General features: G+C 71.1%; 19 protein-coding genes. 8 read left to right on the plus strand and 11 right to left on the minus strand.

Annotation, left to right across the window (positions count from 1 at the left end; genetic code table 11):
• Positions 1-6: 6 nt before the first annotated feature.
• Together ACEXQC_RS17810 and ACEXQC_RS17815 are read right to left on the minus strand one after the other, a co-directional pair.
• Positions 7-318, minus strand: coding sequence for a hypothetical protein (locus ACEXQC_RS17810; RefSeq protein ID WP_374825440.1), 312 nt, complete (start codon positions 316-318; stop codon positions 7-9).
• 39 nt (positions 319-357) lie between these two features.
• On the minus strand, positions 358-1,086 hold the full coding sequence (locus tag ACEXQC_RS17815; protein WP_374825442.1) for a CPBP family intramembrane glutamic endopeptidase: 729 nt from the start codon (positions 1,084-1,086) through the stop codon (positions 358-360).
• A gap of 58 nt (positions 1,087-1,144) precedes the next feature.
• Here ACEXQC_RS17815 and ACEXQC_RS17820 point away from each other — a divergent pair, with 58 nt between their 5' ends.
• From ACEXQC_RS17820 to ACEXQC_RS17830, 3 genes are all read left to right on the plus strand, one after another.
• Positions 1,145-1,747 (plus strand): TetR/AcrR family transcriptional regulator, encoded by a 603-nt coding sequence (locus ACEXQC_RS17820; protein WP_374825444.1) that lies wholly within the window; start codon positions 1,145-1,147, stop codon positions 1,745-1,747.
• Between the two features lie 98 nt (positions 1,748-1,845).
• Positions 1,846-3,069 carry an ROK family transcriptional regulator gene (locus tag ACEXQC_RS17825; protein WP_374825446.1) on the plus strand — a complete coding sequence of 408 codons (1,224 nt, stop codon included), beginning with the start codon at positions 1,846-1,848 and terminating at the stop codon, positions 3,067-3,069.
• 92 nt (positions 3,070-3,161) lie between these two features.
• Positions 3,162-7,994 carry a glycoside hydrolase family 3 N-terminal domain-containing protein gene (locus ACEXQC_RS17830; protein WP_374825448.1) on the plus strand — a complete coding sequence of 1,611 codons (4,833 nt, stop codon included), beginning with the start codon at positions 3,162-3,164 and terminating at the stop codon, positions 7,992-7,994.
• Between the two features lie 75 nt (positions 7,995-8,069).
• Here ACEXQC_RS17830 and ACEXQC_RS17835 read toward each other — a convergent pair whose 3' ends face one another.
• Complete coding sequence (locus tag ACEXQC_RS17835; RefSeq protein WP_374825450.1) at positions 8,070-8,645, minus strand: Chromate resistance protein ChrB; 576 nt, start codon at positions 8,643-8,645, stop codon at positions 8,070-8,072.
• 203 nt (positions 8,646-8,848) lie between these two features.
• On the opposite strand from ACEXQC_RS17835, the gene ACEXQC_RS17840 reads away from it, so the two are divergent.
• Positions 8,849-9,787 carry a formate/nitrite transporter family protein gene (locus tag ACEXQC_RS17840; protein ID WP_374825452.1) on the plus strand — a complete coding sequence of 313 codons (939 nt, stop codon included), beginning with the start codon at positions 8,849-8,851 and terminating at the stop codon, positions 9,785-9,787.
• A 46-nt stretch (positions 9,788-9,833) separates the two neighbouring features.
• On the opposite strand, the gene ACEXQC_RS17845 is transcribed toward ACEXQC_RS17840, so the two are convergent.
• From ACEXQC_RS17845 to nirB, 3 genes are read right to left on the minus strand one after another with little or no spacing between them, the layout of a single operon-like run.
• Complete coding sequence (locus ACEXQC_RS17845; RefSeq protein WP_374825454.1) at positions 9,834-10,976, minus strand: uroporphyrinogen-III synthase; 1,143 nt, start codon at positions 10,974-10,976, stop codon at positions 9,834-9,836.
• Position 10,977: 1 nt separating this feature from the next.
• Positions 10,978-11,775: a uroporphyrinogen-III C-methyltransferase gene (cobA, locus tag ACEXQC_RS17850; RefSeq protein ID WP_374825456.1), complete on the minus strand. Its 798-nt coding sequence runs from the start codon at positions 11,773-11,775 to the stop codon at positions 10,978-10,980.
• Positions 11,772-14,402 (minus strand): nitrite reductase large subunit NirB, encoded by a 2,631-nt coding sequence (nirB, locus tag ACEXQC_RS17855; protein WP_374825458.1) that lies wholly within the window; start codon positions 14,400-14,402, stop codon positions 11,772-11,774. The genes cobA and nirB overlap by 4 nt, the downstream gene beginning before the upstream one ends.
• A gap of 183 nt (positions 14,403-14,585) precedes the next feature.
• On the opposite strand from nirB, the gene nirD reads away from it, so the two are divergent.
• Together nirD and ACEXQC_RS17865 are read left to right on the plus strand one after the other, a co-directional pair.
• Entirely contained in the window at positions 14,586-14,990 is a 405-nt protein-coding gene (gene nirD, locus ACEXQC_RS17860) for a nitrite reductase small subunit NirD (protein ID WP_374825727.1), read from the plus strand.
• Positions 14,987-15,772 (plus strand): sirohydrochlorin chelatase, encoded by a 786-nt coding sequence (locus ACEXQC_RS17865; RefSeq protein WP_374825460.1) that lies wholly within the window; start codon positions 14,987-14,989, stop codon positions 15,770-15,772. The genes nirD and ACEXQC_RS17865 overlap by 4 nt, the downstream gene beginning before the upstream one ends.
• A 73-nt stretch (positions 15,773-15,845) precedes the next feature.
• Here the strand turns inward: ACEXQC_RS17865 and aztD are convergent, their stop codons facing one another.
• From aztD to aztB, 4 genes are read right to left on the minus strand one after another with little or no spacing between them, the layout of a single operon-like run.
• The gene (gene aztD / locus ACEXQC_RS17870; protein ID WP_374825462.1) at positions 15,846-17,093 is read right to left on the minus strand and encodes a zinc metallochaperone AztD; all 1,248 of its coding nucleotides are present in this window, start codon (positions 17,091-17,093) and stop codon (positions 15,846-15,848) included.
• A gap of 29 nt (positions 17,094-17,122) precedes the next feature.
• Entirely contained in the window at positions 17,123-18,127 is a 1,005-nt protein-coding gene (aztC, locus tag ACEXQC_RS17875; RefSeq protein WP_374825464.1) for a zinc ABC transporter substrate-binding protein AztC, read from the minus strand.
• Positions 18,128-18,129: 2 nt separating this feature from the next.
• Entirely contained in the window at positions 18,130-19,419 is a 1,290-nt protein-coding gene (locus tag ACEXQC_RS17880) for an ABC transporter (RefSeq protein ID WP_374825466.1), read from the minus strand.
• Between the two features lie 26 nt (positions 19,420-19,445).
• The gene (aztB, locus tag ACEXQC_RS17885) at positions 19,446-20,306 is read right to left on the minus strand and encodes a zinc ABC transporter permease AztB (RefSeq protein ID WP_374825468.1); all 861 of its coding nucleotides are present in this window, start codon (positions 20,304-20,306) and stop codon (positions 19,446-19,448) included.
• A 56-nt stretch (positions 20,307-20,362) separates the two neighbouring features.
• Here aztB and aztA point away from each other — a divergent pair, with 56 nt between their 5' ends.
• Both aztA and ACEXQC_RS17895 read left to right on the plus strand, forming a co-directional pair.
• On the plus strand, positions 20,363-21,016 hold the full coding sequence (aztA, locus tag ACEXQC_RS17890) for a zinc ABC transporter ATP-binding protein AztA (RefSeq protein WP_374825470.1): 654 nt from the start codon (positions 20,363-20,365) through the stop codon (positions 21,014-21,016).
• A gap of 139 nt (positions 21,017-21,155) precedes the next feature.
• Positions 21,156-21,662, plus strand: a complete 507-nt coding sequence (locus ACEXQC_RS17895) for a hypothetical protein (protein WP_374825472.1) — start codon at positions 21,156-21,158, stop codon at positions 21,660-21,662.
• Positions 21,663-21,669: 7 nt separating this feature from the next.
• Here the strand turns inward: ACEXQC_RS17895 and ACEXQC_RS17900 are convergent, their stop codons facing one another.
• Entirely contained in the window at positions 21,670-22,311 is a 642-nt protein-coding gene (locus ACEXQC_RS17900; RefSeq protein ID WP_374825474.1) for a LysE family translocator, read from the minus strand.

A 22,311-nucleotide genomic window follows, 5' to 3' on the forward strand; every position in this document is an offset into this window, starting at 1 on the left:
GGTGCGTCAGAAGGGTTTCGGGTCGTCGGGATCTCTGGCGTGGGCTCTCGGCTTCAGGCCGAGCTCGCGGCGGCGGGCGCGGATCGCGGCCGCGCGGGTGTGCCGAGTCCCATCGAGCCACCCGAAGTAGACCGCGGGCGGCATCTGCAGCGCGACCAGCACGGCCGCTGCGCCGCCCACGAACGACCACTGGCGATCCGTGACCACCAGGACGAAGAGGGCCACACCGCACGCGCCGAGTGGCAGCAGCGCGGCGACCCACCACCAGAGCATGATGCGGTAGGTGCGCGACTTCGACTCCTCCGGATCCTTCTGCACACCCGAAGGCTATCGGCAGGGCGGGGGAGTGGCGCGGGGTCACTGCGCGGTGTGGTGGGCGAGGGTCGGGATGAGGATGGGGAGGTTGAGGGCGAGGTGGAGGAGCATGCCGGCGGGGAGGTTGCGGGTTCTGGCGTAGAGCACGTAGAGGGCTAGGGCGCCGACGCCTGACGTCCAGAGCCACTGCGGGCCGAAGAACACGAGGTGCGGCGCGACGAAGAGCGGGACCGTGAGGGCGTAGGCGACCCATCGCCGCCCGGTGAGCTCGCTCAAGCGCTCGATCGGGTAGCCGCGGAACAGGATCTCCTCGCACACCGCCGATGACACGATGAGGCCGAGCACCGCGGCGATGGGCAGCGCGGCGATGGTCGCGGTGCCGGAGTCCGCCGTGCCGGAGCCCGCGGCGGGCGGGAAGAACGTGAGCACGATCCACTGCCACACCATGACGATGCCGAACAGATACAGCGCCCACTCCAGATCCTTCGCACGCGGCCGGCGCAGGCCGATCGACCGGAGAGGACGGCGCTCGACGGCGAACACGTACGCGAGCAGGGCGGCGACGGCGATCACGTTCCACACGATCGACGATGCCGGGCTCCTCACCCCTCTCTCGAGACCGACCGCATCGAGCAGCCTCGGCAGCCACATCGGCGAGTAGGCGAGCGCGATTCCCCCCAGCGCGACCACCCAGAGCACCCACGGCGCCCGTCGGCCAGGGGTGGTGGCTGTGCCCGTCGGCTGCGGCCCGGGGGAGTCGGATGCGCTCATGTTTCCTAGAGTAGCTGCTCTAGAGCATTCACTCTAGGAAATCGGTAGACTCACCCCTGTGCCCCGTCCCATCGACCCCGAGAAGTATGAGTCGCGCCGCGCCGCCATCGTCACCGCCGCCTCCACCGAGTTCGCGACCCACGGCTACCAGGCCTCGACCACCGCGGGCATCTGCCGCGAGGCGGGCATCTCGTCGGGCACGTTCTTCCACTACTTCCCCACCAAGCTCGATGCGCTCGTCGCCGTCCTGGAATCCGGATGCGACGACCTCCGCGACCACCTCGCTCGCATCGAGCAGAACGCATCCGGCCTCGAGGCGGTTCTGCGCTACGCCACCGCGCTCGGGGCCGAGGTGAGCGAGGAGTCGTACCGCGTCTTCGTCGCGGGCCTCGCGGGGGTCGAGTCGGATCCGCGGGTGGCGGCGGCGCTGAACGCCGAATCGGCGCTCGTCGACGACTTCCTGGCCCGCCACGTGGAGGCGGGCCAGCAGGCGGGCGAGATCCGGCGAGATGCTCCGGCGAGCGACCTCGCCAGGTGGGTCTCGTGGCTGCTCGACGGCGCTGCACAGGCCGCAGCGGCCGCGCCAGCGCCGATGCAGATGCCGGCGACGGTGGAGTCGCTCCTCCGCGGCGGCCTTCGCGCCCTCCTCGACCCGCGCTGAGGCCCACGCGCACACGCCGACCGCGACGAGCGGAATTCTCTCGATGTGTTTGAATGAAATGTGCAGCAGCAGTGCACAGTCATCGAAGGGGATGAGCGGTGGCAGGACCAGCGACGGGCGGATCGGCCCACGGTGGATCGGCCCACGGTGGATCGGCCCACGGCCATTCAGCACAGAGCGACCGCGACCACCTCGAATACATCCGTCGCGCCGGCCGCACCACCCGCCGCGCCATCGCCGAGCACACGGGCCTCTCCCGCAGCGTCGTAGCCCAGTCGGTCGCCGAACTCATCGCCCAGGGCCTGGTGGTCGAGCGCAAACTAGCCCCCACCACCGCCCGCCGCGGCCGCCCCACTGCCGTGCTCGAGCTCGCCCACCAGCCCGGCGTCGTGGTGGCCTGCGACCTCGGCCACCACCACATCACCGTCGCCATCAGCGACCTCCAGTCGCACGTGCTCACCGAGACCCGCTCCGTCTTCCCCGTCGACGAGGGAGCCGCGGAGACCTTCCGGGCCGTGCACGACCTCGTGGCGGCATCCCTCCGCAGGGCACGGTCGACCCTCGCCGACGTCACCGCGTTCGGCATCTCGTTCCCCTTCCCCGTGATCATGCCGAGCGGCGCCCTCCGCGCCCCCGTGGCCCTCCCCGGCTGGCGCGACGTGAATGTCGCCGACGTGCGCCCGGCAGGCTTCACGGGCCCCCTCGTCTACGACAACGACGCCAACTTCGGGGCCTGGGGCGAACGCATCCACGGCGCCTCGCCCGAGCTCGACAACCTGCTCTACGTCAAGCTCAGCCACGGCGTCGGAGCGGGCCTCATCGTCGACGGCAGGCTGCTCTCGGGCGCGAGGGGCACGGCGGGCGAGATGGGCCACATGCAGGTCGAGCCGGGCGGTGCCCTCTGCCGCTGCGGGCGACGCGGCTGCCTCGAGACCGTCGTGGCCGCCTCCCTGCCCGACTACCACCGCGCCGGCCTGCGCGTGGGCCGCGCCATCGCCCAGCTGTGCTCGTTCGTCGACGCCGAGGTGCTCATTCTCGGCGGCCAGTTCGGCTCGTCGGGCGGCCCGCTCGTGGAGGGCGTGCGCGAGGCCTTCGCCCGCTTCACTCCGGGAGGCGAAGACGGATCGGCCGAGGCCGGCGCCCTGCGGGTCGACATCCGCTCCGCCTCGCTCGGCGAGCGCTCCGAGCTCGTGGGCATCATCGACCGCACCCTCACCGCGGCGTGGGCCACGCAGAAAGCCCATTCGTCCTGGGGCCGGACGAATTCGGGAGGTGTACTGGAGGTTCCGTTCGACGCAGAACGGTTCGTCATGAAGGAGTGACAGTGCCCGCACCAGGCCTGAGGTCATCAGAAACACGTTCCACCAGGAGGCCTCTTCGCAGCCTCCTCGCCGCCGGAGTCATCACCGCCCTGATGGGTGCCGTGCTCGTCGTCGGTCAGACCGCCACCACAGCAACGGCGGCAGAACCCGACCTCGCCCTTACCGGCATCACCACGGCCTCCGCCTCGCAGAACGACCAGGACGGCAGCTTCCCGGCCTCGAACGCCACCGACGGCAACGCCACCACCCGCTGGGCGAGCGGCAACGGTCCGGATTCCGACACCACCTTCACCGCCTCGCTCACGAGCGACCTCGGCTCGGTGGCCACCGTCACGGGCGTCTCCATCAGCTGGGAGGCCGCCTACGCGGTGGCCTACGACGTGCAGGTCGCCACGGCGAACCCCGACGACGCGGCCAGTTGGAGCACCGCCTACTCGCAGACCGCGGGCGCCGGCGCCACCGAAGCCGTGACCTTCACCGCCCCCGTCGAGGCCCGCTACGTGCGCCTGGCCATGCTCAAGCGCGCGGCGGCCACGTGGGAGGCCCCCATCCTTCACTACTACGGCTACTCCGTCTTCACCTTCGCGGTGCACGGCACGGTCGCCGTGCCGACTGCGGGCTTCGCCTCGCAGGCCATCGAGGTGGGCGCCGGTTCCGACGCCACCGCGACCGTCTCGCTCAACAGCGCAGCGGATGCCGACCAGACCGTGCGGGTCACGAGCGCAGACGGCACCGCCATCGCGGGCGCCGACTACACCGCCGTGGACGAGACCGTCACCATCCCGGCCGGACAGACCTCGGCCACCGTCACGATGCCGACCGTCTCGCACGGCGCCCTCGCCCCCGTGCGCACCTTCACGCTGAACCTCACCGACCCCTCCGACGGCATCACCATCGGCACCCGCAGCAGTGCCGTGGTCAGCATCCGCCCCACCGGCGAGCTGCCGAACGACGGCGCCACCACCGTGCTGCAGGGCTTCGAGTCGGGTGTTCCCGCCGACTACTCCACCTGGGGCAGCAACGACACCGTCAAGCCCGTGCTCAGCACCGTGGTCGACGACACCATCCCCGGCGCCCCCACCGACAACCACGTGCTCGTGGCGACCGTCGGCGGCACCCCGGGCGCCTCCGACTGGTTCGGCTTCACCAACGACACCGCCGCGCAGGACTGGTCGGATTCGGACGGCTTCAGCTTCTGGTTCCTCGGCACCGGCAGCGGCAAGACGCTGAGCTTCGAGGTCAAGTCGGGCGGCCAGCTCTTCGACCGCAACGTCGTGGACGACTCCACCGGATGGCGCCAGGTCAGCGTGCTCTTCACCGACCTGCGCCTCAAGAACGACCCCTCCAACCCGGCGCGCTTCCTGCCGTCGGCCTCCACCGGTTTCGCCGTGACCCTCACGGGCCTCGGAGCGGGCACCTGGTCGTTCGACGACTTCGCCACCTTCGAGCGGGCCACCACCCTCGAGGACTTCCAGGGCGAGGTGCCGATCGGCAGCTCCACCAACCCCGTCGGGTTCTTCACCTGGGGCTCGGCCGACGACCTGGCCACCATGGAGGTCACCCCCCAGGAGCGCGGCGACGTGCCCGACAACAAGGTGCTCTCGGGCGACTACCTCATTCCGGCCGGCGGCTACGCGGGCTTCAGCGACAACCTCGCGTCGTCGCAGGACTGGAGCTCCTACCAGGGCCTCCGCTTCTGGTGGTACGCCTCGCAGGCCTCGAACCCGGCCTCGCCCACGGCGGGCGACGACATCAAGGTCGAGGTCAAGGACGGCGGGCCCGACGGCGAGCACTCCGAGCTGTGGTCGGCCACCTTCAAGGACAACTGGGGCAGCTCGACCAGCCGCTGGAAGCTCGTGGAGCTGCCGTTCAGCGCCTTCTCCATCGGTGCCTACCAGCCGGGCAGCGCCGAGACCCAGAACGGCACCCTCGATCTCACGAGCGCGTGGGGCTTCGCCATCACCTTCGCCCCCGGCAAGCCCACGAGCACCGGGTGGGCCGTCGACGACGTGCAGCTCTACGGCACGCCGGAGCAGGCCGCCAACCTCACGGTCACCACGACGCAGGACGTCTACCTGCTGAATCCGGGCGACACCACGCAGGTGGGCGTCACGCTCACCACCTCGAACGGCGACCCGCTCGACCAGGCGGTCGACGTGACCTACAGCCCGGGAACGGGGACCGCCGAGATCGGCACGCACCTCGCGGAGTTCGGCGGAACGCTCGCCTTCGCGGCCGGCACCGAGTCGGACACGACGCTGACCTTCGACGTCACCGCTCTCGCGGCGGCCTCGGAGGGCGACCAGGCGCGCAGCATCCCCGTGGTGCTCGACGCCCAGGGCGCGCAGCTGCCCGCATCCGCCCCCCGCGTGGTGGTGAACGCGCACGGTCTGCCGTACCTCGACTCGTCGCTCTCCACCGAGGAGCGGGTCGACGACCTGATGAGCAGGATGAGCCTCGACGAGAAGGCCGGCCAGATGGCCCAGGCCGAGCGCCTCGGACTCACCTCGCCCACGCAGATCGCCGACCTCGGGCTCGGCTCGATCCTCTCGGGCGGCGGATCCACACCGGCCGAGAACACCCCTGAGGCGTGGGCCGACATGGTCGACGGGTTCCAGCGGCAGGCGCTCTCGACCTCGCTGCAGATCCCGCTGCTCTACGGAGCGGACGCGGTGCACGGTCACAGCAATGTGCTCGACGCCACGATCTTCCCGCACAACATCGGGCTGGGCGCCACACGCAACCCGGCCCTCGTGCAGCAGCTCGCCGAGGACACCGCCATCGAGACCAAGACCACGGGTGTCAACTGGGCGTTCGCTCCGTGCCTCTGCGTGAGTCGCGACGAGCGCTGGGGCCGCGCCTACGAGTCGTTCGGTGAGGATCCCGCTCTGGTCACCAACTTCGCAGCCGCGAACACATTGGGTCTGCAGGGCGACGAGGCCGGCGACAAGTCGGCCGCCGACGAGGTGCTCGCCACCGCCAAGCACTGGGCGGGAGACGGCGGCACCACCTACGACCCTTCGAAGGCCGGCAACGGCTACCCGATCGACCAGGGGCTCACCGAGTCGCCCTCGCTCGAGGAGTTCACCACGACGCACGTCGATCCGTACATCCCCTCGATCGACGCCGGGGTCGGCAGCATCATGCCGTCGTACTCGGGAGTCGACATCGGCGGCACAGGGGATGTGCGCATGCACGAGAACACCGCGCTCAACACCACCCTGCTGAAGGACGAGCTCGGGTTCGAGGGCTTCCTCATCAGCGACTGGGAGGGCATCGACAAGCTGCCGGGCGGCACCTACGCCGACAAGGTCGTGCGCTCGGTGAACTCCGGTCTCGACATGGCGATGGCGCCCTACAACTTCACGGCGTTCATCACGAGCGTCACGGATGCGGTGGGCACCTCGAAGATCTCGGAGAGCCGGGTGGATGACGCGGTGCGCCGCATCCTCACCCAGAAGTTCGAGCTCGGCCTGTTCGAGCAGCCCTTCGCCGACCGGAGCCTCGCCGACCAGTTCGGCGGCGACGACCACCGGGCGGATGCGCGTCAGGCCGTGGCCGAGTCGCAGGTGCTGCTGAAGAACGACGGTGTGCTGCCGCTCGCGAAGGACGCCTCGGTGTACGTCGCCGGGTCGAACGCCGACGATCTGGGCAACCAGATGGGCGGCTGGACGATCTCGTGGCAGGGCGGATCGGGCACCACCACGACGGGCACCACGATCCTCGCGGGCATGCAGCAGGTGGCCCCGGATGCGACGATCACGTACTCGGAGGACGCCTCGGCGCCCGTGGGCGACAGCACCGTGGGTGTGGTGGTCGTGGGCGAGACGCCCTACGCGGAGGGACAGGGCGACGTGGGCAACAACGGCCACAGCCTGTCGCTCACGGCGGCCGACCAGTCGACGGTCGACACGGTCTGCGCGGCCATGGAGTGCGTCGTGGTGGTGGTCGCCGGGCGCACGCAGCTCGTGACCGACCAGCTCGGCGGCATCTCGGGGCTCGTGGCCTCGTTCCTGCCCGGCAGCGAGGGCGCCGGCGTGGCCGACACCCTGTTCGGCGACGAGCCCTTCACCGGGCGACTGCCGCTGACCTGGCCGGCGACCGCCGAGCAGGTGCCGATCAACGTGGGCGACGACGACTACCAGCCGCTGTACGCCTACGGGTGGGGCGAGCGCACGGATGCTCCGCTGGCGCGGCTGACGGCGCTGTCGTCGAGCCTCCCCGAGGGGTCGGAGTCGCGGGCGGCGGTCGACGCGCTCGTGTCGGCTGCGGTGTGGGACGGGTCGGGTGCGGTGCTCGACACCGCTGAGGCCCGGGCCACGGTGGCGCAGCTGGCGGCCGAGGCCGCTGCGGCGCTCGTGGGGTCGTGGGACTTCGCGGGTGCCTCTGGTGCCGCCGGTGCTGCTGATGCCGGATCGGCGTCGCTCGCCTCGTCGGTGACGCTCACCGGTATGGATGCGCCGACGCTCGCGGCCACCGACGAGCTCGTCTCGGTGGTGCGCGATCTCGCCCAGGCGGCGATGGTCGCGGGCACCACGGCGACGGGCGACGAGTCGTCGGCGATCACGGCGGATGCGGAGCACGCTCTGCTGAGCGGGGACGCCGTCACCGCCGTTGAGCTGCTCGCCTCGGTGTTCGGGGCGACGGTGGTGGAGCCCGTGCCCGGCCCCGGCCCCGGACCGACCCCCACGCCCGACCCGACCCCCAGCCCCGACCCCGGCCCCGGCGGCGGAGACGGCACGGGCAACGGCAACGGCGGCAACGGCAACGGCGGCGCAGGTTCCGACGGCGGTTCCTCCAACGCCGGCGACCTGGCGAACACGGGCACCCAGGCGGCGCTCGTGGCCCTGGCGGCCCTCCTGCTGCTCGCAGCCGGAACGGGATTCGTGGTGGCACGCCGCCGCCGCCGGATCCCCACCGCCTGAGTCAGCACGGAGCCCCGGCCGCCCGCACCTTCCGTGCGAGCGACCGGGGCTCCGTCGTCTCCTCCCGGCCTGCCGTCAGACCGAATGACCGGAGTCGGTGTCCTCCGGCGGCAGGTTGACCTCGAAGACCCGCTCGGAGTACGAGGCGAGCTTCTCGGTGCTGATGCCCAGGCGTTCGGTGCCTTCGACGGCCTCCGGCAGCGAGAACGCATCGCGACGCAGGAGGTCGCGGTGCCACCGGCGCAGCCGCTCGAGGCTCTGCTCCTCCTCCTCGAGCTCCCCGAACGTGAACTTCTCCTTGGCGAACTCGCGATCGATCTCGGCGTCGAACTTGCCGCAGTCCGCGACGAACTCGTTCCACTCGTCGATGCGCGCTGCCACGAAGGCGTCTCTGAGAACGGCGGTGTCCGAATCGTTCTGACCGGCGGCCTCCCAGACCACGAGGGTTCCGCCACCGCGTTCCGCGAGCTCGCGGACCGCTGGCACCTGCTCCGCGAAGGCGGGGAGGTTGGGTACCGCCCACGCGCCGGCGGTCGCCGGCACGGCGCCCGCGCGACGCAGTTCCCGCCACACCGCGACGCGATGGCGCGACGGCTGCGCCGGCACGCGAGGGACGAGCAGCAACCAGGAGAACATCTTCGAGTCAGTCACATCCTGAATGTAACAGATGTCACAGTCGAGATGTAACACAGGCCGAAATCCTCTGCGCTGACCTCACAATGCTGCGCCGCGCCTGTGAGTGGACGGTAACGCAACTGCACACGAGCCGACACGGCGGTGAAACGGCAGCCGAATAGCGTCGAAGACACCCGCCGCGGGCGGGATCCGTTGCACGCGAATGGGGAGGCCGTTCCATGTCCTACGTCAAGCCCGTCGAGCTCGTCTCGACCATGATCGATGCGGGGGAGACGAAGATCTTCCTCTCGACCCGCGACACGATCGTCCGTTCCATCATGGGTGGGGCGCTCCTCACCATCGCCGCGGCGTTCGCGATCACGGTGAGCGTCAGCACGGGCGTGCCGCTTCTCGGGGCGGTGCTCTTCCCTGTGGGGTTCATCATGCTGTACCTGCTCGGCTACGACCTGCTCACGGGGGTCTTCGTGCTGGGGCCGCTGGCCTGGCTCGACAAGCGACCGGGCGTCACGATCGGGGGTGTGCTGCGCAACTGGGGGCTCGTCTTCGTCGGCAACTTCATCGGTGCGTTCACCGTGGCGCTGCTGATGGCGATCGTCGTGACCTACGGGTTCTCGGTGCCGCCGAACGAGGTCGGCGAGGCCATCGGCCACATCGGCGAAGGCCGCACGGTCGGGTACGCGGAGCACGGCGCGGCCGGAATGCTCACCCTCTTCATCCGGGGCGTGCTGTGCAACTGGATGGTGTCGACCGGCATCGCGATGTCGATGATCGCCAAGGATGTGCCCGGCAAGGTGATCGCCATGTGGATGCCGATCATGCTGTTCTTCTTCATGGGCTTCGAGCACTCCATCGTGAACATGTTCCTGTTCCCGGCGGGTCTCCTGCTCGGGGGCGACTTCACGATCGCCGATTATCTGATCTGGAACGAGATCCCCACGGTGCTCGGCAACCTGGTGGGTGGCCTGGTCTTCACTGCCATCCCGCTCTACCTCACCTATGCGCGCACGAAGTCCCCGCGCACACCCGGCGATCGACGACTGATCGCCGCAGGGAAGGCCGCCACCGGCACCCGTCGCCCCGTGGCCTCACGTCGCCGGTCGGTGGTGCGTTCGCAGGATGCGGTGCTCACCAACGACGCGGCCCTCGCGACCGAGTGACGACCGGGAGGGTCGAGTGATCTCGAGCACGACAGGCGGAGCGGGGCTACACGTCGAGACGGTAGCCCCGCTTCACCACGGTGGCCACGATCTTGGGAACGGGCAGCGCCTGTCGCAGCCGGCTGAGCGCCATCTCGAGGGCGTGCTCGTCGCCGCCCGCGGCGAGCGTCTCGGCGAGAGTCGCCCGCGACACCACAGCGCCCTTCGCCGAGACGAGCGAACGGAGCAGTGCCAGCGCGGTCGGTGGCAGGGTGACGGACTCGCCGTTCACCGAGGCCGTGCTGCCGCGCAGCTCGACGAGGCCGTGCCTGGTCTCGACCCGTGCCACCTGGTTCTGCTCGAGCCACTCGCAGACGAGCCGGATGAGCGCACCCATCCTGAAGCGATGAGGCTGAATGGGTTGCACGCCGTGCGCGAGCAGCGGGGCCGCGGTCACCGGACCCACCACCGCGGCCACGACCGGGCCGCGGAAAGCCGCGAGCAATGGCTCCAGCTGACCGAGCACCTCCGCGGCGCCGAGCAGCGCGTCGACCGCGGGGGCGCTCGTGAAGGTCACGCAGTCCAGCTGGCCGGCGCAGATCGCGTCGATCAGGCGGGTCACCCGGTGGTCGTCGTTCTTCGGGGCCGACCACTGGTAAGGCGCCACCGTGAGCACGGTGTAGCCGGCATCCCGCAAGCGGTCGAGCTGCTGCTCGTCGGTGGAGCCGTGCAGCTGCACGGCCACGGTGATGCCCGGCGGATGCTCGTCGAGCACTTTCGAGACGAGGGATGCCGTGGTCTCCTCGTCGCTCATGCCCGCGTCGTCGAGATCGGCGGCCCGGATGGCGCCTCGCGCCTTCGGACCCCGCACGAGGATGTCGGCGGCCTCCAGCGTGTCCAGCAGCGGCTGGCCGAGCCCGGTCGAATCCGCGATCTCGAACCAGCGCCGCAGCCCGTAGCTCGTCGTGGCGAGCAGGAGCGCTGGGCGCGCGGCGATGATGGCGCGGGTGTCGACGATGATCACCTCGTCGTGCGGGGAGTGGGTGATGCGGATCGTGGGGGCGTGCACGACCGCGGCTCCGCGGCGCTCGAACGCGTCGATCAGATCCTGCGAGCGGCGATCGCTCGTCACCCCGATCCGGAAGCCGGTCAGCTGGGTGGGTCGGAACCCCGGCACGTCCGCCCGGTCGTGCGCCCTGTCGTCTCCCACCTCAGACGCCGGTCAGCGCCGCGAGCGAGTCGATGTGCGCGAGGGCCGCGTCGCCGCAGGCTTGAGCGACGGTCACGACCTCGCCGATGACGAGCACCGCGGGCGAGGTGATGCCCACCGTGTGCGAGTCGTGCAGGATGTCCTCGAGCGAGCTCACCGTCGTGCGCGAGCTTGGGCTGAAACCGCGCTCGATCGCGGCGACCGGCATGTCGGTGCGCATCCCGTGCCGCATCAGGCCCGCGGTGATCGAGGGCAGGTTCGTGACGCCCATGAGCACCACGATGGTCCCCCCGAGACCGGCGAGGTGCTCGAACTCGATCTCGGTGAACGGTGCGTGACCCGAGATCACGGTGAAGGCGTGGCTGATGCCGCGATGGGTGAGCGGGATGCCGGCAGAGGCGGGCACGGCCAGCGCGCTCGAGACGCCCGGCACCACCAGGGCCGGGACCCCCGCGCGGCGGCAGGCCAGCAGCTCTTCGCCGCCGCGGCCGAAGACGAAGGGATCGCCGCCCTTCAGGCGCACCACGCGCCGACCCGCCAGCGCGTGGTCGACCATCAGCTGCTCGATCTCGGTCTGGCTCACAGGGTGGTGGTGGGGGCGCTTGCCCACGTCGATCAGCAGGGCGTGCGGCGCCAACCGATCGAGGTTCGCGTGCGGCGCGAGGCGGTCGTAGAGCACGACGTCGGCCCGCTCCAGTTCTCGAACGGCGGCGAGGGTGAGCAGCTCTTCGTCGCCGGGGCCACCGCCCACGATCGCGACATGTCCGGTGCAGGTCTTGAGTGCTCGTGCCCTGGTCATACGATCTCCTCCGGTCGGTGGATTGCTGGATGGCCCGTCGGCTGCCCCACGGGTATGCGCGTGCCCGCCACGAGCACGGTGCCCGCCGCCCTCTCGGCGTCGGTGGCGGGGCGCAGCTGCCCGCGCTCCTCCACCCGGGCGAGGGAGGGGTCGCCCTCGTCCGGGGCGTTCACGAACGAGCGGAACCGCCGCAGCCGGTCGGGGTCGGCGAGGGTGGCCGCCCATTCGTCCTCGTAGCCGTCGACGTGCCTCGCCATCGCGGCTTCGAGCTCGTCGGCGAGCCCAAGGGAGTCCTCCACCACGACCTCCCGCACGTGATCGAGCCCGCCGTCGAGCTCGTCCATCCAGCGTGCCGTGCGTTGCAGCCTGTCGGCGGTGCGGATGTAGTACATGAGGTAGCGGTCGATGTAGCGGATGAGCGTGTCGTCGTCCAGATCACTCGCGAGCAGCTGCGCGTGCGCCGGCTGGAAGCCGCCGTTGCCTCCCACGTAGAGGTTCCAGCCCTGGTCGGTCGCGATGATGCCCACGTCCTTGCTCCGCGCTTCGGCGCACTCTCGAGCGCAGCCGGAGACCCCCAGCTTGAACTTGTGCGGGGCTCGGAGACCCCGGTAGCGGAGCTCGAGCTGCACGGCCATGCCCACCGAGTCCTGCACCCCGAACCGGCACCAGGTCGATCCGACGCAGCTCTTCACGGTGCGGAGCGACTTGCCGTACGCCTGGCCGGACTCGAACCCGGCATCGACGAGCTGCCGCCAGATCTCGGGCAACTGCTCGAGGCGGGCCCCGAACAGATCGATGCGCTGCCCGCCGGTGATCTTCGTGTAGAGCTTGTACTCGCTGGCGACCCGAGCGATCACACCGAGCTTCTCAGGGGTGATCTCACCGCCCGGGATGCGCGGTACGACCGAGTAGGTGCCGTCCTTCTGCATGTTCGCGAGGGCCCGGTCGTTCGTGTCCTGCAGGGTTCCGCGACCGGCGTCGAGCACGTATTCGCCGCGCTGACTGGCCAGCACCGACGCCACCACCGGTTTGCAGACGTCGCAGCCGCGGCCCGTGCCGAAGCGGGACACGATCTCGTCGAAGCTCGAGAGCCCCAGTACGCGCACCGAGTCGAAGAGCTCCTGCCGGGAGACGGGGAAGTGCTCGCAGAGGGCCCGCGAGACCGAGATGCCGCTCTTCTCGAGCTCGGTCTCGAGGATCTTCTTGACCAGAGGAACGCAGGAGCCGCACTGGGTGCCGGCGCGAGTGCAGGTCTTGAGGGCGCCGAGCTCGGTGCATCCTGGCGTGTGGTCGTCGCCGCGCACGGCAGCGCGCACGCTGCCGGCAGTCACGTTGTTGCACGAGCAGATGAGGGCATCGTCGGGCAGGCCGTTGCCGGCCGGGGGTTCGGCCCCCGCCGCGGAGAGGTAGGCGGCCGGCTCGGCGTCGAGAGTGCGGCCGACGAGTGGGCGGAGGGAGGAGTACGGGCTCGCATCGCCGACGAACATGCCGCCGAGCAGTGTGCGCGCGTCGTCGCTCACGACGATCTTCTGGTAGAGCCCGCGAGCCGGATCGGCGTAGACGATCTCGAGCGCGCCCTCGCCCGTGGCCATCGCATCGCCGAAGGCCGCGACCTCGACGCCGGAGAGCTTGAGCTTGGTGGCATCGTCGACCGCGGTGAACTCGGCGACGCCGCCGAGGAGCCGATCGGCGACCGTCTCGGCCATCGCATTGGCGGGGGCCACGAGGCCCACGCAGCGGCCGTCGACCGCCGCGACCTCGCCGATGGCGAAGATGTCGGGATCGCTGGAACGGCATGCGGCGTCGACGGCCACACCTCCGCGCGGCCCGAGCTCGAGCCGGGCGTCGCGAGCCAGCTCGTCGCGCGGCGTGATGCCGATGGCGAAGACCACCAGGTCGGCAGGGAGCTTCCGACCGTTGGCCAGAGTGACGCCCTCGACCCCGCCGCGCTCCACCGTGATGGCGCGCGGGCGTGTTCCGAGCTCGAGTGCGATGTGCTGGGCCGCGATGAGACGTCCCAGCGCCTGCCCTGCCCCCTCGTCGAGCTGCGCCGACATCAGCCACGATCCGGAGTGCACCACGGTCGCTTCGGCGCCGAGACGCTGCAGCCCTCCCGCCGCTTCGAGGCCGAGCAATCCGCCGCCTGCGACCACGGCCTTGGGCGCCCGACCCAATCGCTCGGTCAGCATCGCCACCTCGGCGCGCAGCGCATCGACGTCGTCGATGGTGCGGTAGACGCGCACGTGCTCGCTGCCGGGGATGGCGGGGACAGGCGCGCTCGATCCGGTCGCCAGGACGAGCTGATCGTAGGGCAGCTGCTCGCCGTCGGCCAGCGTGATGCTCCTGGCCGCGGTGTCGATCGCTGCAGCACGCTCGTTGCGCCGCAGCACGACCGACTCCGCCGCCCAGTGCGACGTCGGCTGGAGCACGAGCGTATCGGCCGGGTCGTCGAGACGGCGGGTCAGTGCCACCCGGTCGTAGGGGAGGTGCTGCTCCTCGGAGACCACCACGAGCTCGATGGTGCGGCCGCCGTCGCGCGCCATGATCGAGTCGACGAGCCGATGGGCGGCCGGTCCTCCGCCGATCACGACGACGCGGCGGCGAGGGGAGACAGGTGTCGACGTCATGGGACCGAGCCTAGGCAGCCGCGATTTCGTCGCGATTACCCGTGTGTAACAGCCGGTTACATCCACCGCACACGCGTCGTCAACAGGTGTGAGGGAGGTTTCACGAGGTGGAAACACAGGATTGCGGCGGGCGAAACATCCGGTTCCTAGCGTCGGAGGAGACGAGGGAGAGATGCCATGAGCATGTTGATCGAACGAAGCACCGGCGTCGAAGCCGCGGAGCCAGACCGTGCCGCCGACACCGCCGACACCGCCGGTACCTCGGCTCCCGCGTGGCAGCGAGCCTGCTCGGTCGGTGACCTCGAGCCCTCGTGGGGCGAGGCCGTGCTGCTCCGCACGAAGCAGATCGCCCTGGTGCTGCTCTCTGCGCGGGAGATCTACGCGGTGGCCCACCGGGACCCCGACACCGGCTCGTATGTGATGGCCCGCGGCATCGTGGGGTCGAAGGGCGATCGCCCCACCATCGCCTCACCGCTGCACAAGCAGGTCTACGACCTCGGCACGGGGGAGTGCTTCAGTCACCCCGGCCTCACTCTCGGCACCTATCGCACGCGCATCGTGGGCGGTTTCATCGAGGTCGAGGTGTGAATGCACCGCACCTCGTGCTGGCGTCGCACGGCACCTCCTCGCCCCTCGGGCAGGCCGCCGTCGCACAGCTGGTGGCGAGCGTGGCCGAGGCTCTGCCCCGGGTGAGCGTGCTCGGCTGCCACGTCGACGTGCAGGATCCGGATGTCGCCACCACTCTCGACCGCATCGCCGACGACTCCGCGGCGATCGTCGTGCCCTTGCTGCTCTCCGCAGGCTTCCACGTGTACGTCGACCTCGCCGAGGCGGTCGCCGATGTCCGGTCGCGCATCCCCGCCGCTGCGACGCCGGCTCTCGGACCCGACGTGCGGCTCGCGGTGCTGCTCGCACGCCGACTCGCCGAAGTCGGGTTGACACGGGCCGACAGCGTCGTGCTGGCGGCAGCCGGGTCGACCGACCCCCGCGCGGTCGCCGACTGCGAGCGGATGCGCCGGCTCCTGGCCGCTGAGATCGCCAACCCGGTGACGCTCGGCTTCGTCTCGGCTGCGCACCCGGAGCTTGGGTCAGCGGTAGACGCAGCTCGGCGCGAGCTGCGTCCCCGGGGCCGGGTGATCGTGGCCAACTACCTCCTCGCCCCTGGGCACTTCAGTGACCGGGTGGAGGCGGCAGGGGGGGACCGCACCACACGTCCTCTCCTGGACGGCGAGGCCGCGGCGTCCGAACTCGTCGAGATCGTCGTCGACAGGTATCTCGATCAACGTCGCAGCTGGTCGTTCTCGATCGTGCCCGCCGGGGTGCGAGCGGAGTCGGCGCCGGAGGGTCTGCCCGCGACAGCGCACCGCTGAACCAGGAGGGGCGCCCCGCGGAGGGGTCGGAGCGCGAGGGGTCGCCCGGCATCGGGCGACCCCTCGCGGATCACTAGTCGCTTGCGACGGCGATCTCGTTGGGGGTGACCTCGAGGTCTCCCGTGGTCACGATGTCGCCCGTGGTGAGGTCGACCGCGTGGATGCTGTTCGCCGCGGGCTCGGTGACGTATGCGATGTCGCCCGCGACCACGATGGCGGGGTGCGCATCCTGCCACTCGACGGGGCCCTCCCACGCCTCGATCACCGGGAAGCTCTCGGTGATCTCACCCGTCGCGGGGTCGAGCACGTGGATCGCGCCGTCGGTGCCGATGATGTAGGCGAGGTCGCCGGGGCCGCGAGCGACGTCGCGGAAGGTGTACTCGACACCCTCGGGCAGCTGCACCACCTCGAGGGTCTTCGCGGCGGTGTCGATGAGCGTGACGGCGTCGAGCAGGTAGCCCTCGGCGTCGGGGTCGTTCTTGTAGTCGCCGACGACGATCGGGCTGGTCTCGCTCACGTAGGCGTTGCCCATGCGGCCGTAGGGCTGGTCGGGCGCATCGAGCTTGGTGATCTCGCCGTCGCTGTAGACGAGCGCGCCGTTCTCGCAGCCGAACACGACCGCCTCGTTCTCGGCGGTGCCCTCGCCGTGCACGCCGGGGCAGTCGTCGCTGCGGGTGATCTCAGCGCCCGAGGCATCCTGCACCGAGATGCCGGTGCGGCCGTCGGCGTCGCCCACGGTGGTGAGGAAGGTGCCGTCCTCGAGCACCACCGAGACGCCGTGGTGCGCCTCGACACCCTTGATGGTCTGCACGTCGGGCAACCCGCCGGCCGCAGTGAGATCGGCCGCAGCGAGGTCGGCGGTGTCGAAGATCGTGGTGTCGCTCGTGCCGTCGGCGTAGAGCACGGTCTTGCCGGCGTGGCGCACGACGTGGCCGGGGGTGTCGGCGGCGAAGACGGCATCGGTGAGCGTGGGCTCCTCGGTGGTGCCTGCCGCGGTGTCGAGCACCTGGAATGCCTCGCTCATCGTCACCATGACGTGGCGGCCGTCGCCGGCGGGGTTCAAGCGGGTGAACTCCTCCGACTCGACATCGGCGAGGGTGTCGAGGGTGGTGCCGTCGAGCACGAGGATGCCGCCCTCGTACGAGAGGGCGACTCGGGTGCCGGCCTCGGCGGAGGGCGTCGAATCGGATCCGGATCCGGAACCGGTTGCGGAGCTCGTCCCGGTGGCGGGGGCGGAGCAGGCCGCGAGGGCGGCGACCGCTCCGGCGGCGAGGGCGGTGAGACCGATGCGGCCGATGCGGCGTCGTGGGGAGGTGATCATGGATGCTGCTTTCTTCGAGTGGTGGGCGCTCACGGGGAGAGCCCGGTGGCGATGCGGTCGGTGTTGACGCGCATCATGGTCAGGTAGTCGGGGGCGCCGCCGCCCGGGGCGGTGAGCGACTCGGTGTAGAGCTCCACGACGTCGACGTGCACGTCGGCCTCGCTCGCGAGGGCCTGCACGAGGCGGTCGGGAGACGACGACTCGGCGAAGATCGTGGGCACCCCGGTCTCGTCGACGGCCCGCACGAGGTCGGCGAGGTCGGAGGCGGAGGGCGCGGCGAGCGTGGTGCCGCCCGGGATGACGGCGCCCACCACGGTGAAGTCGAAGCGATCGGCGAGGTAGCCGAACACGTGGTGGTTGGTCACGAGCGCGCGCCGCTCGGCGGGCAGGGCCCCGAAGGCCTCGGTCATCTCCGCGTCGAGCTCCTGCAGTGCTGCTCGGTAGGTGTCGGTGTGCTCGGCGATCGCGGCCGCGTCGACACCGTCGATACCTGCCAGCACCGGTTCGAGGGCATCGACGACGTCGAGCATGCGGCCCGGGTCGGTCCAGAAGTGCGAGTCGGGGAGGCCGGCGGCGTCGCCCTCCCGGTACTCGAGCACGTCGATCGCGTCGCCGGCCACGAAGGTCTGCACACCGCTCGCAGCCGCCGCGTCGAGGTGCTGCTGCAGCCCCTCCTCCAGACCCAGGCCGTTCGAGACCACGAGGTCGGCCGACCGCAGCCGGGCTGCCTCCTGGGCGGAGATCTCGAAGGAGTGCGGATCGGCGTCGGGCTTCATGAGCGTGAGCACCTCGGCCTCGTCGCCCACGAGCTCGCCCACCACGTCGCCGAGGATGTTCGTCGAGACCACGATGAGCGGCCTGTCGTCGGCCTGGGGTGCGCAGCCGGCCAGGAGCGCGACGGAGGCGAGGGCGAGGGCGGACGCGATCGCGAACCTGGCGGAGGGCCGGACCGTGGGCGCGGTCGCGAACCTGGCGCCGGGCCGGGCCGTGGGTGCGGTCGCGCGGTGGGCGCGGAGGGGCATCGTGCGGCGCATGGTCAGCGTCCTGTCTCGGCGGTGAAGGCGGGTTCGGTGGGGGTGTCGAAGGTGCGCGCGATCCGGGCGCCGTCGGCGAAGTCGATCTCGAACAACCGGTGCTCCACGGGAGCGCTCAGGTAGGCGCGCTGCTGATCGGCCATGAGCCGAGGGAATCCGCCCGCGGCGAGCGACGCCTGCACGAGCGGTTCCGTCTGTGCGCGCAGGGAGCCGTCCTCGCCGCCGAGCACGAGCATCCGCCCGTCCTGGGTGAGGGCCAGCACGTTCTCGGCGTCGTCGTCGACCGCGGCCACCTGGGCGAGCGGTGCGGGGGAGGGCAGGAGGGTCCACGAGCGCTCCCGGGTGTCGAGCAGCCAGATGCCCTCGGTGCCCGCGAGGGCTGCGACGGTGGGTCGGCCTTCGCGGTTGTCGAAGCTCGTGGCGGCAGGGGCCGTGGTGCCGTCGGGGTAGGGGATGCGTTCGACGGTCAGCTCGCCGCTCTCGACCGAGGCGAGGAGCGCGCCGTCGCTGCATCCGATGACCGCGCCGACGCGCGTGGTGATGGTGCCGGCCGCGTTCGGGCACGGCTCCTCGATGCCCGTGCGGTCTCCCTCGGCTGTGTAGCCCACGACGGATGCCGCGGTGCCGCCCTGCGCGTGCGTGACGAGGGCGAACGAGCCGACGGGCACCACCATCCCGGCGTGCGGATCGGTCGCGATCCGGAACCTCTCGGTGATCTCGCCCTTCGAGAGCGCTTCGGTGTCGAGCAGCACGGCGTCGCCGGAGTCGGCGAAGAAGAGGCCCGTGCCGCCGGTGGTGGAGAGGGTGGTCGTCGCGATGGCCACGCCACCTGCGCCGCTGTCGCTGTCGCCCCCGCTGTCGCCACCGCTGGCGCCTCCGGCATCGACGGTGCCGAGGAGGCGGGGCTCGGTGCGGTAGTAGTGGAAGTGGTCGACGTGATCCCAGGTCCAGACCCCGCTGTCGACGACCTGCAGCCCGTCGGCGGTCTCGGCGAACAGGTAGCGCCCGTCGGTCGCCATCGATGTCGGTGCACCGATCCGGCCGATCTCGGTGACGGTCTCGTCGAGCAGGTCGAGGTGGGTGACAGTGCCGGACGGATCGATCGTCGTGAGACCCAGCTGCGGTTCGGCGACCTCGGCGGCACCTACCACCGACCCGTGCCCGTCACCGGATGCGCTGTCACCGGAAATGGCGGAACCGCCAGGCGCCGTGTCGGCCGGGCCCGCGGAGCACGCGGCGAGGCAGAGGAGGAGCGCTCCGGCCAGCGGAGAGGCGGAGAGGGGGTGTCGCATGGTTTCGTGGAGTCCTAAATGGTGTGTCAGTGGGTGGTGCGGATGCGCGCGGCGCGGGCGCGGGCGCGGTGGGTGAGTGCTCGAACGGCCCACGAGAGACCGGCGAGGCTGATGGCCGCCATGGCGACCGAGGCTCCCGCGGCTGTCGCCGCGTGCCAGGAGACGAGCAGGCCCACCACCACGGCGACCACGCCGAGGAGCGCGGCGAGCAGCATGCGGGTCGGGATGCGGGTGGTCCACTGCGCGGCGGCGACGGCGGGCGCGAGCAGCAGTCCGACGACGAGCAGCGATCCGACCGCCTGGTAGGAGGCGACGACGGCGAGCGTGACGAGGCCCACGAGCACGGCCTGCGCGAGCCGCGGGCGGAGCCCGAGCACCGTGGCGATGCGTGGATCGAGGGCGAGCGCCACGAGCGAGCGGTGGGTGAGCGCGGCCACGACCGCGCCGGCCGTCGTGGCGATCCCGAGCAGCACGAGGTCGAGGTCGGTGATGGCGAGGATGTCGCCGAAGAGGATCGAGGTGGCGTCGGTGGCGAAGCTGCCCGAGTGGGAGATGATGATGACCCCGAGGGCCAGCATCGAGACGAAGAGCAGACCGATGCTCGTGTCGTACGAGAGCCGCCCGCGCCGCTGCAGGGCCCCGATGCCCAGGCTCATCGCGATCGCGCTCACCGCTCCGCCCGCCAGGGCCGGTGCGCCGAGGAGGGTGGCGAGGGCGACGCCCGGCAGCATCCCGTGCGCGAGGGCTTCGCCGAGGAAGGCCATGCCGCGGATGACCACCCACGTGCCCACCACTCCGCACAGCACGGCGACGAGGGCGCCGCCCACGAGCGCGCGCTGCAGGAAGTCGAGCGTGAAGGGCTCGAGGAGGTCGGTGAGAAGGGTCACGAGGCACGACCGTAGCCGATAATGAGAACCATTATCAAATGCGGTAGCGTGGCGGCGTGACCTCCTCCTCGAACCCGGGCCCCTGGCTGGCGCGACTCCGCTCCGTCCGCGTCGACTTCGCAGGCCTGACGGTTCTGCACCCTCTCGACGTCGACATCGAACCGGGGGTCGTGACCGTCATCCGAGGGCCGAACGGCGCCGGCAAGTCCACCCTGCTCGAGGTCATCGCGGGTTCCCGAGCCCCCACGTCGGGCTCGTGGTCTGCGCGCGGATCACGGGCGTTCGTGCCGCAACGCGCCGCGGTCTCCGACAGGCTGCCCGTCACCGTGCGGGATGTCGTGACGGTGGGGGCCTGGGGAGGGATCGGGCCCTGGCGCCGCCTCTCTGCCCAGGCGCGTGCCTCGATCGCGGCGAGCCTCGAGCGACTGGGGATCTCCGCGCTGGCGACCCGGCCGTTCCACGAGCTGTCGGGCGGTCAGCGGCAGCGCGCGCTCCTCGCGCAGGGGCTCGTGCGACGGGCGGATCTGCTGCTGCTCGACGAGCCCACGACCGGGTTGGACGACGAGAGCGCCGGCGTCATCCTCGAGGTCATGCGGGAGGAGGCCGAACGAGGTGCCGGCGTCGTGTGCGTGTCGCACGACGCGGCCGTGCTCCTGGGCGCCGACCGGATGCTCCGGCTCGAGGAGGGTCGCCTGCTCACCCGCGGGTGATTCGGGGGTGATTCAGGTGGGGCGGTCACGGCGACCCTTCTAGGGTCGAAAGCAACCCGATCCCCCCTCCCGGAGCCTCATGGACAGCATGCAGCGCCTTGCGACGTATCTGCAGGCGGATCTTCACGAGCATGCCGTCGTGACGGTCGACGCCGGGCCCACGGGGAAGGGCACCGTGAGGATCAGGCCGATCGAGCCGGCCGCCATGTCGCTCGCGATCACCGGCGGGCGCGACGAGATCTCGTGCGTGGAGTTCGGCGATGTCGCGGCCATCGAGTGCCTGGGCAACCGGCGGACCGTGGGCGGGCTCGCCATCCTGCCCGCCGAGGAGCTGGGGCTGCTGCTGCGCACCGTCGTGACCGGCGGTGCGGAGCTCTGCACGGCCCCCGTGCGCGGCCGACTCCTCCACCTGGGTGCCGCTTCTGCCTCGACCGACGGCAAGCAGGGCGCTCGTCGCCGGAGGCCGCTCCAGACCTGGGCGCCGATCGCGCCCTCGCTGGGCCCGATGATGACGATCCTCCGCCCCCTCGAGCAGGACTCCCCGCGGCCCGACCTCTTCACCATTCCGGCCTTCCGCCTCAGCCCCGGCCGACCCCGCATCCGCCTGGGCCGCGCCCTCGCCACCGAGCAGCCCCAGTCGGCCTAGCGCTCCGTCAGGGGCGGGCGGGCGTGGCGAGGTCGAGCGCCAGGACGACGGCGGCCCCCGCGAGGAGGGTGCCCGAGGCTCGGCGCTGCCAGATGGTCCAGGCGGGCCGGGCGGCGAGAGCCCCGGAGAACGCGGCGGCGGTGAGCACGAAGGCGGCGTTCACCGTGAGGCTCACCGCGATCTGGATGGCGCCGAGAGCGAAGCCCTGCGCGGTCGGATCGCCCTCCGCGGGGTCGATGAACTGGGGGATGAGCGCGAGGTAGAGCAGGGCCGTCTTGGGGTTGAGGAGGTTGGTGACGAGGCCCATCCGGAACAGCCGGCCGCGTGAGTCGTGGCGGATCGGGCGGCTCTCGAAGACGCCTCGGCCTCCTGGTCGCAGGGTCTGCCAGGCGAGCCACGCGAGGTAGGCCACGCCCGCCGCCTTGAGGGCGGTGAAGAGCCACGGGACCGCCACGAACACCACGGCGAGGCCGAGGTTGGCCATGGTCAGGTAGACCACGAAGCCCACGCCCGTGCCGGCGAGCGAGATCAGGCCGGCCGCGCGGCCCTGGCTGAGGCTGCGCGAGACGAGGTAGATCATGTTCGGGCCGGGGGTGAGCACCATGCCCAGGGCGGTGACGGCCATGCCGGTGGCTGCTGCTGCGTTCAT

It is taken from the genome of Herbiconiux liukaitaii (assembly GCF_041927495.1).
Taxonomy (GTDB): Bacteria; Actinomycetota; Actinomycetes; order Actinomycetales; family Microbacteriaceae; genus Herbiconiux; species Herbiconiux liukaitaii.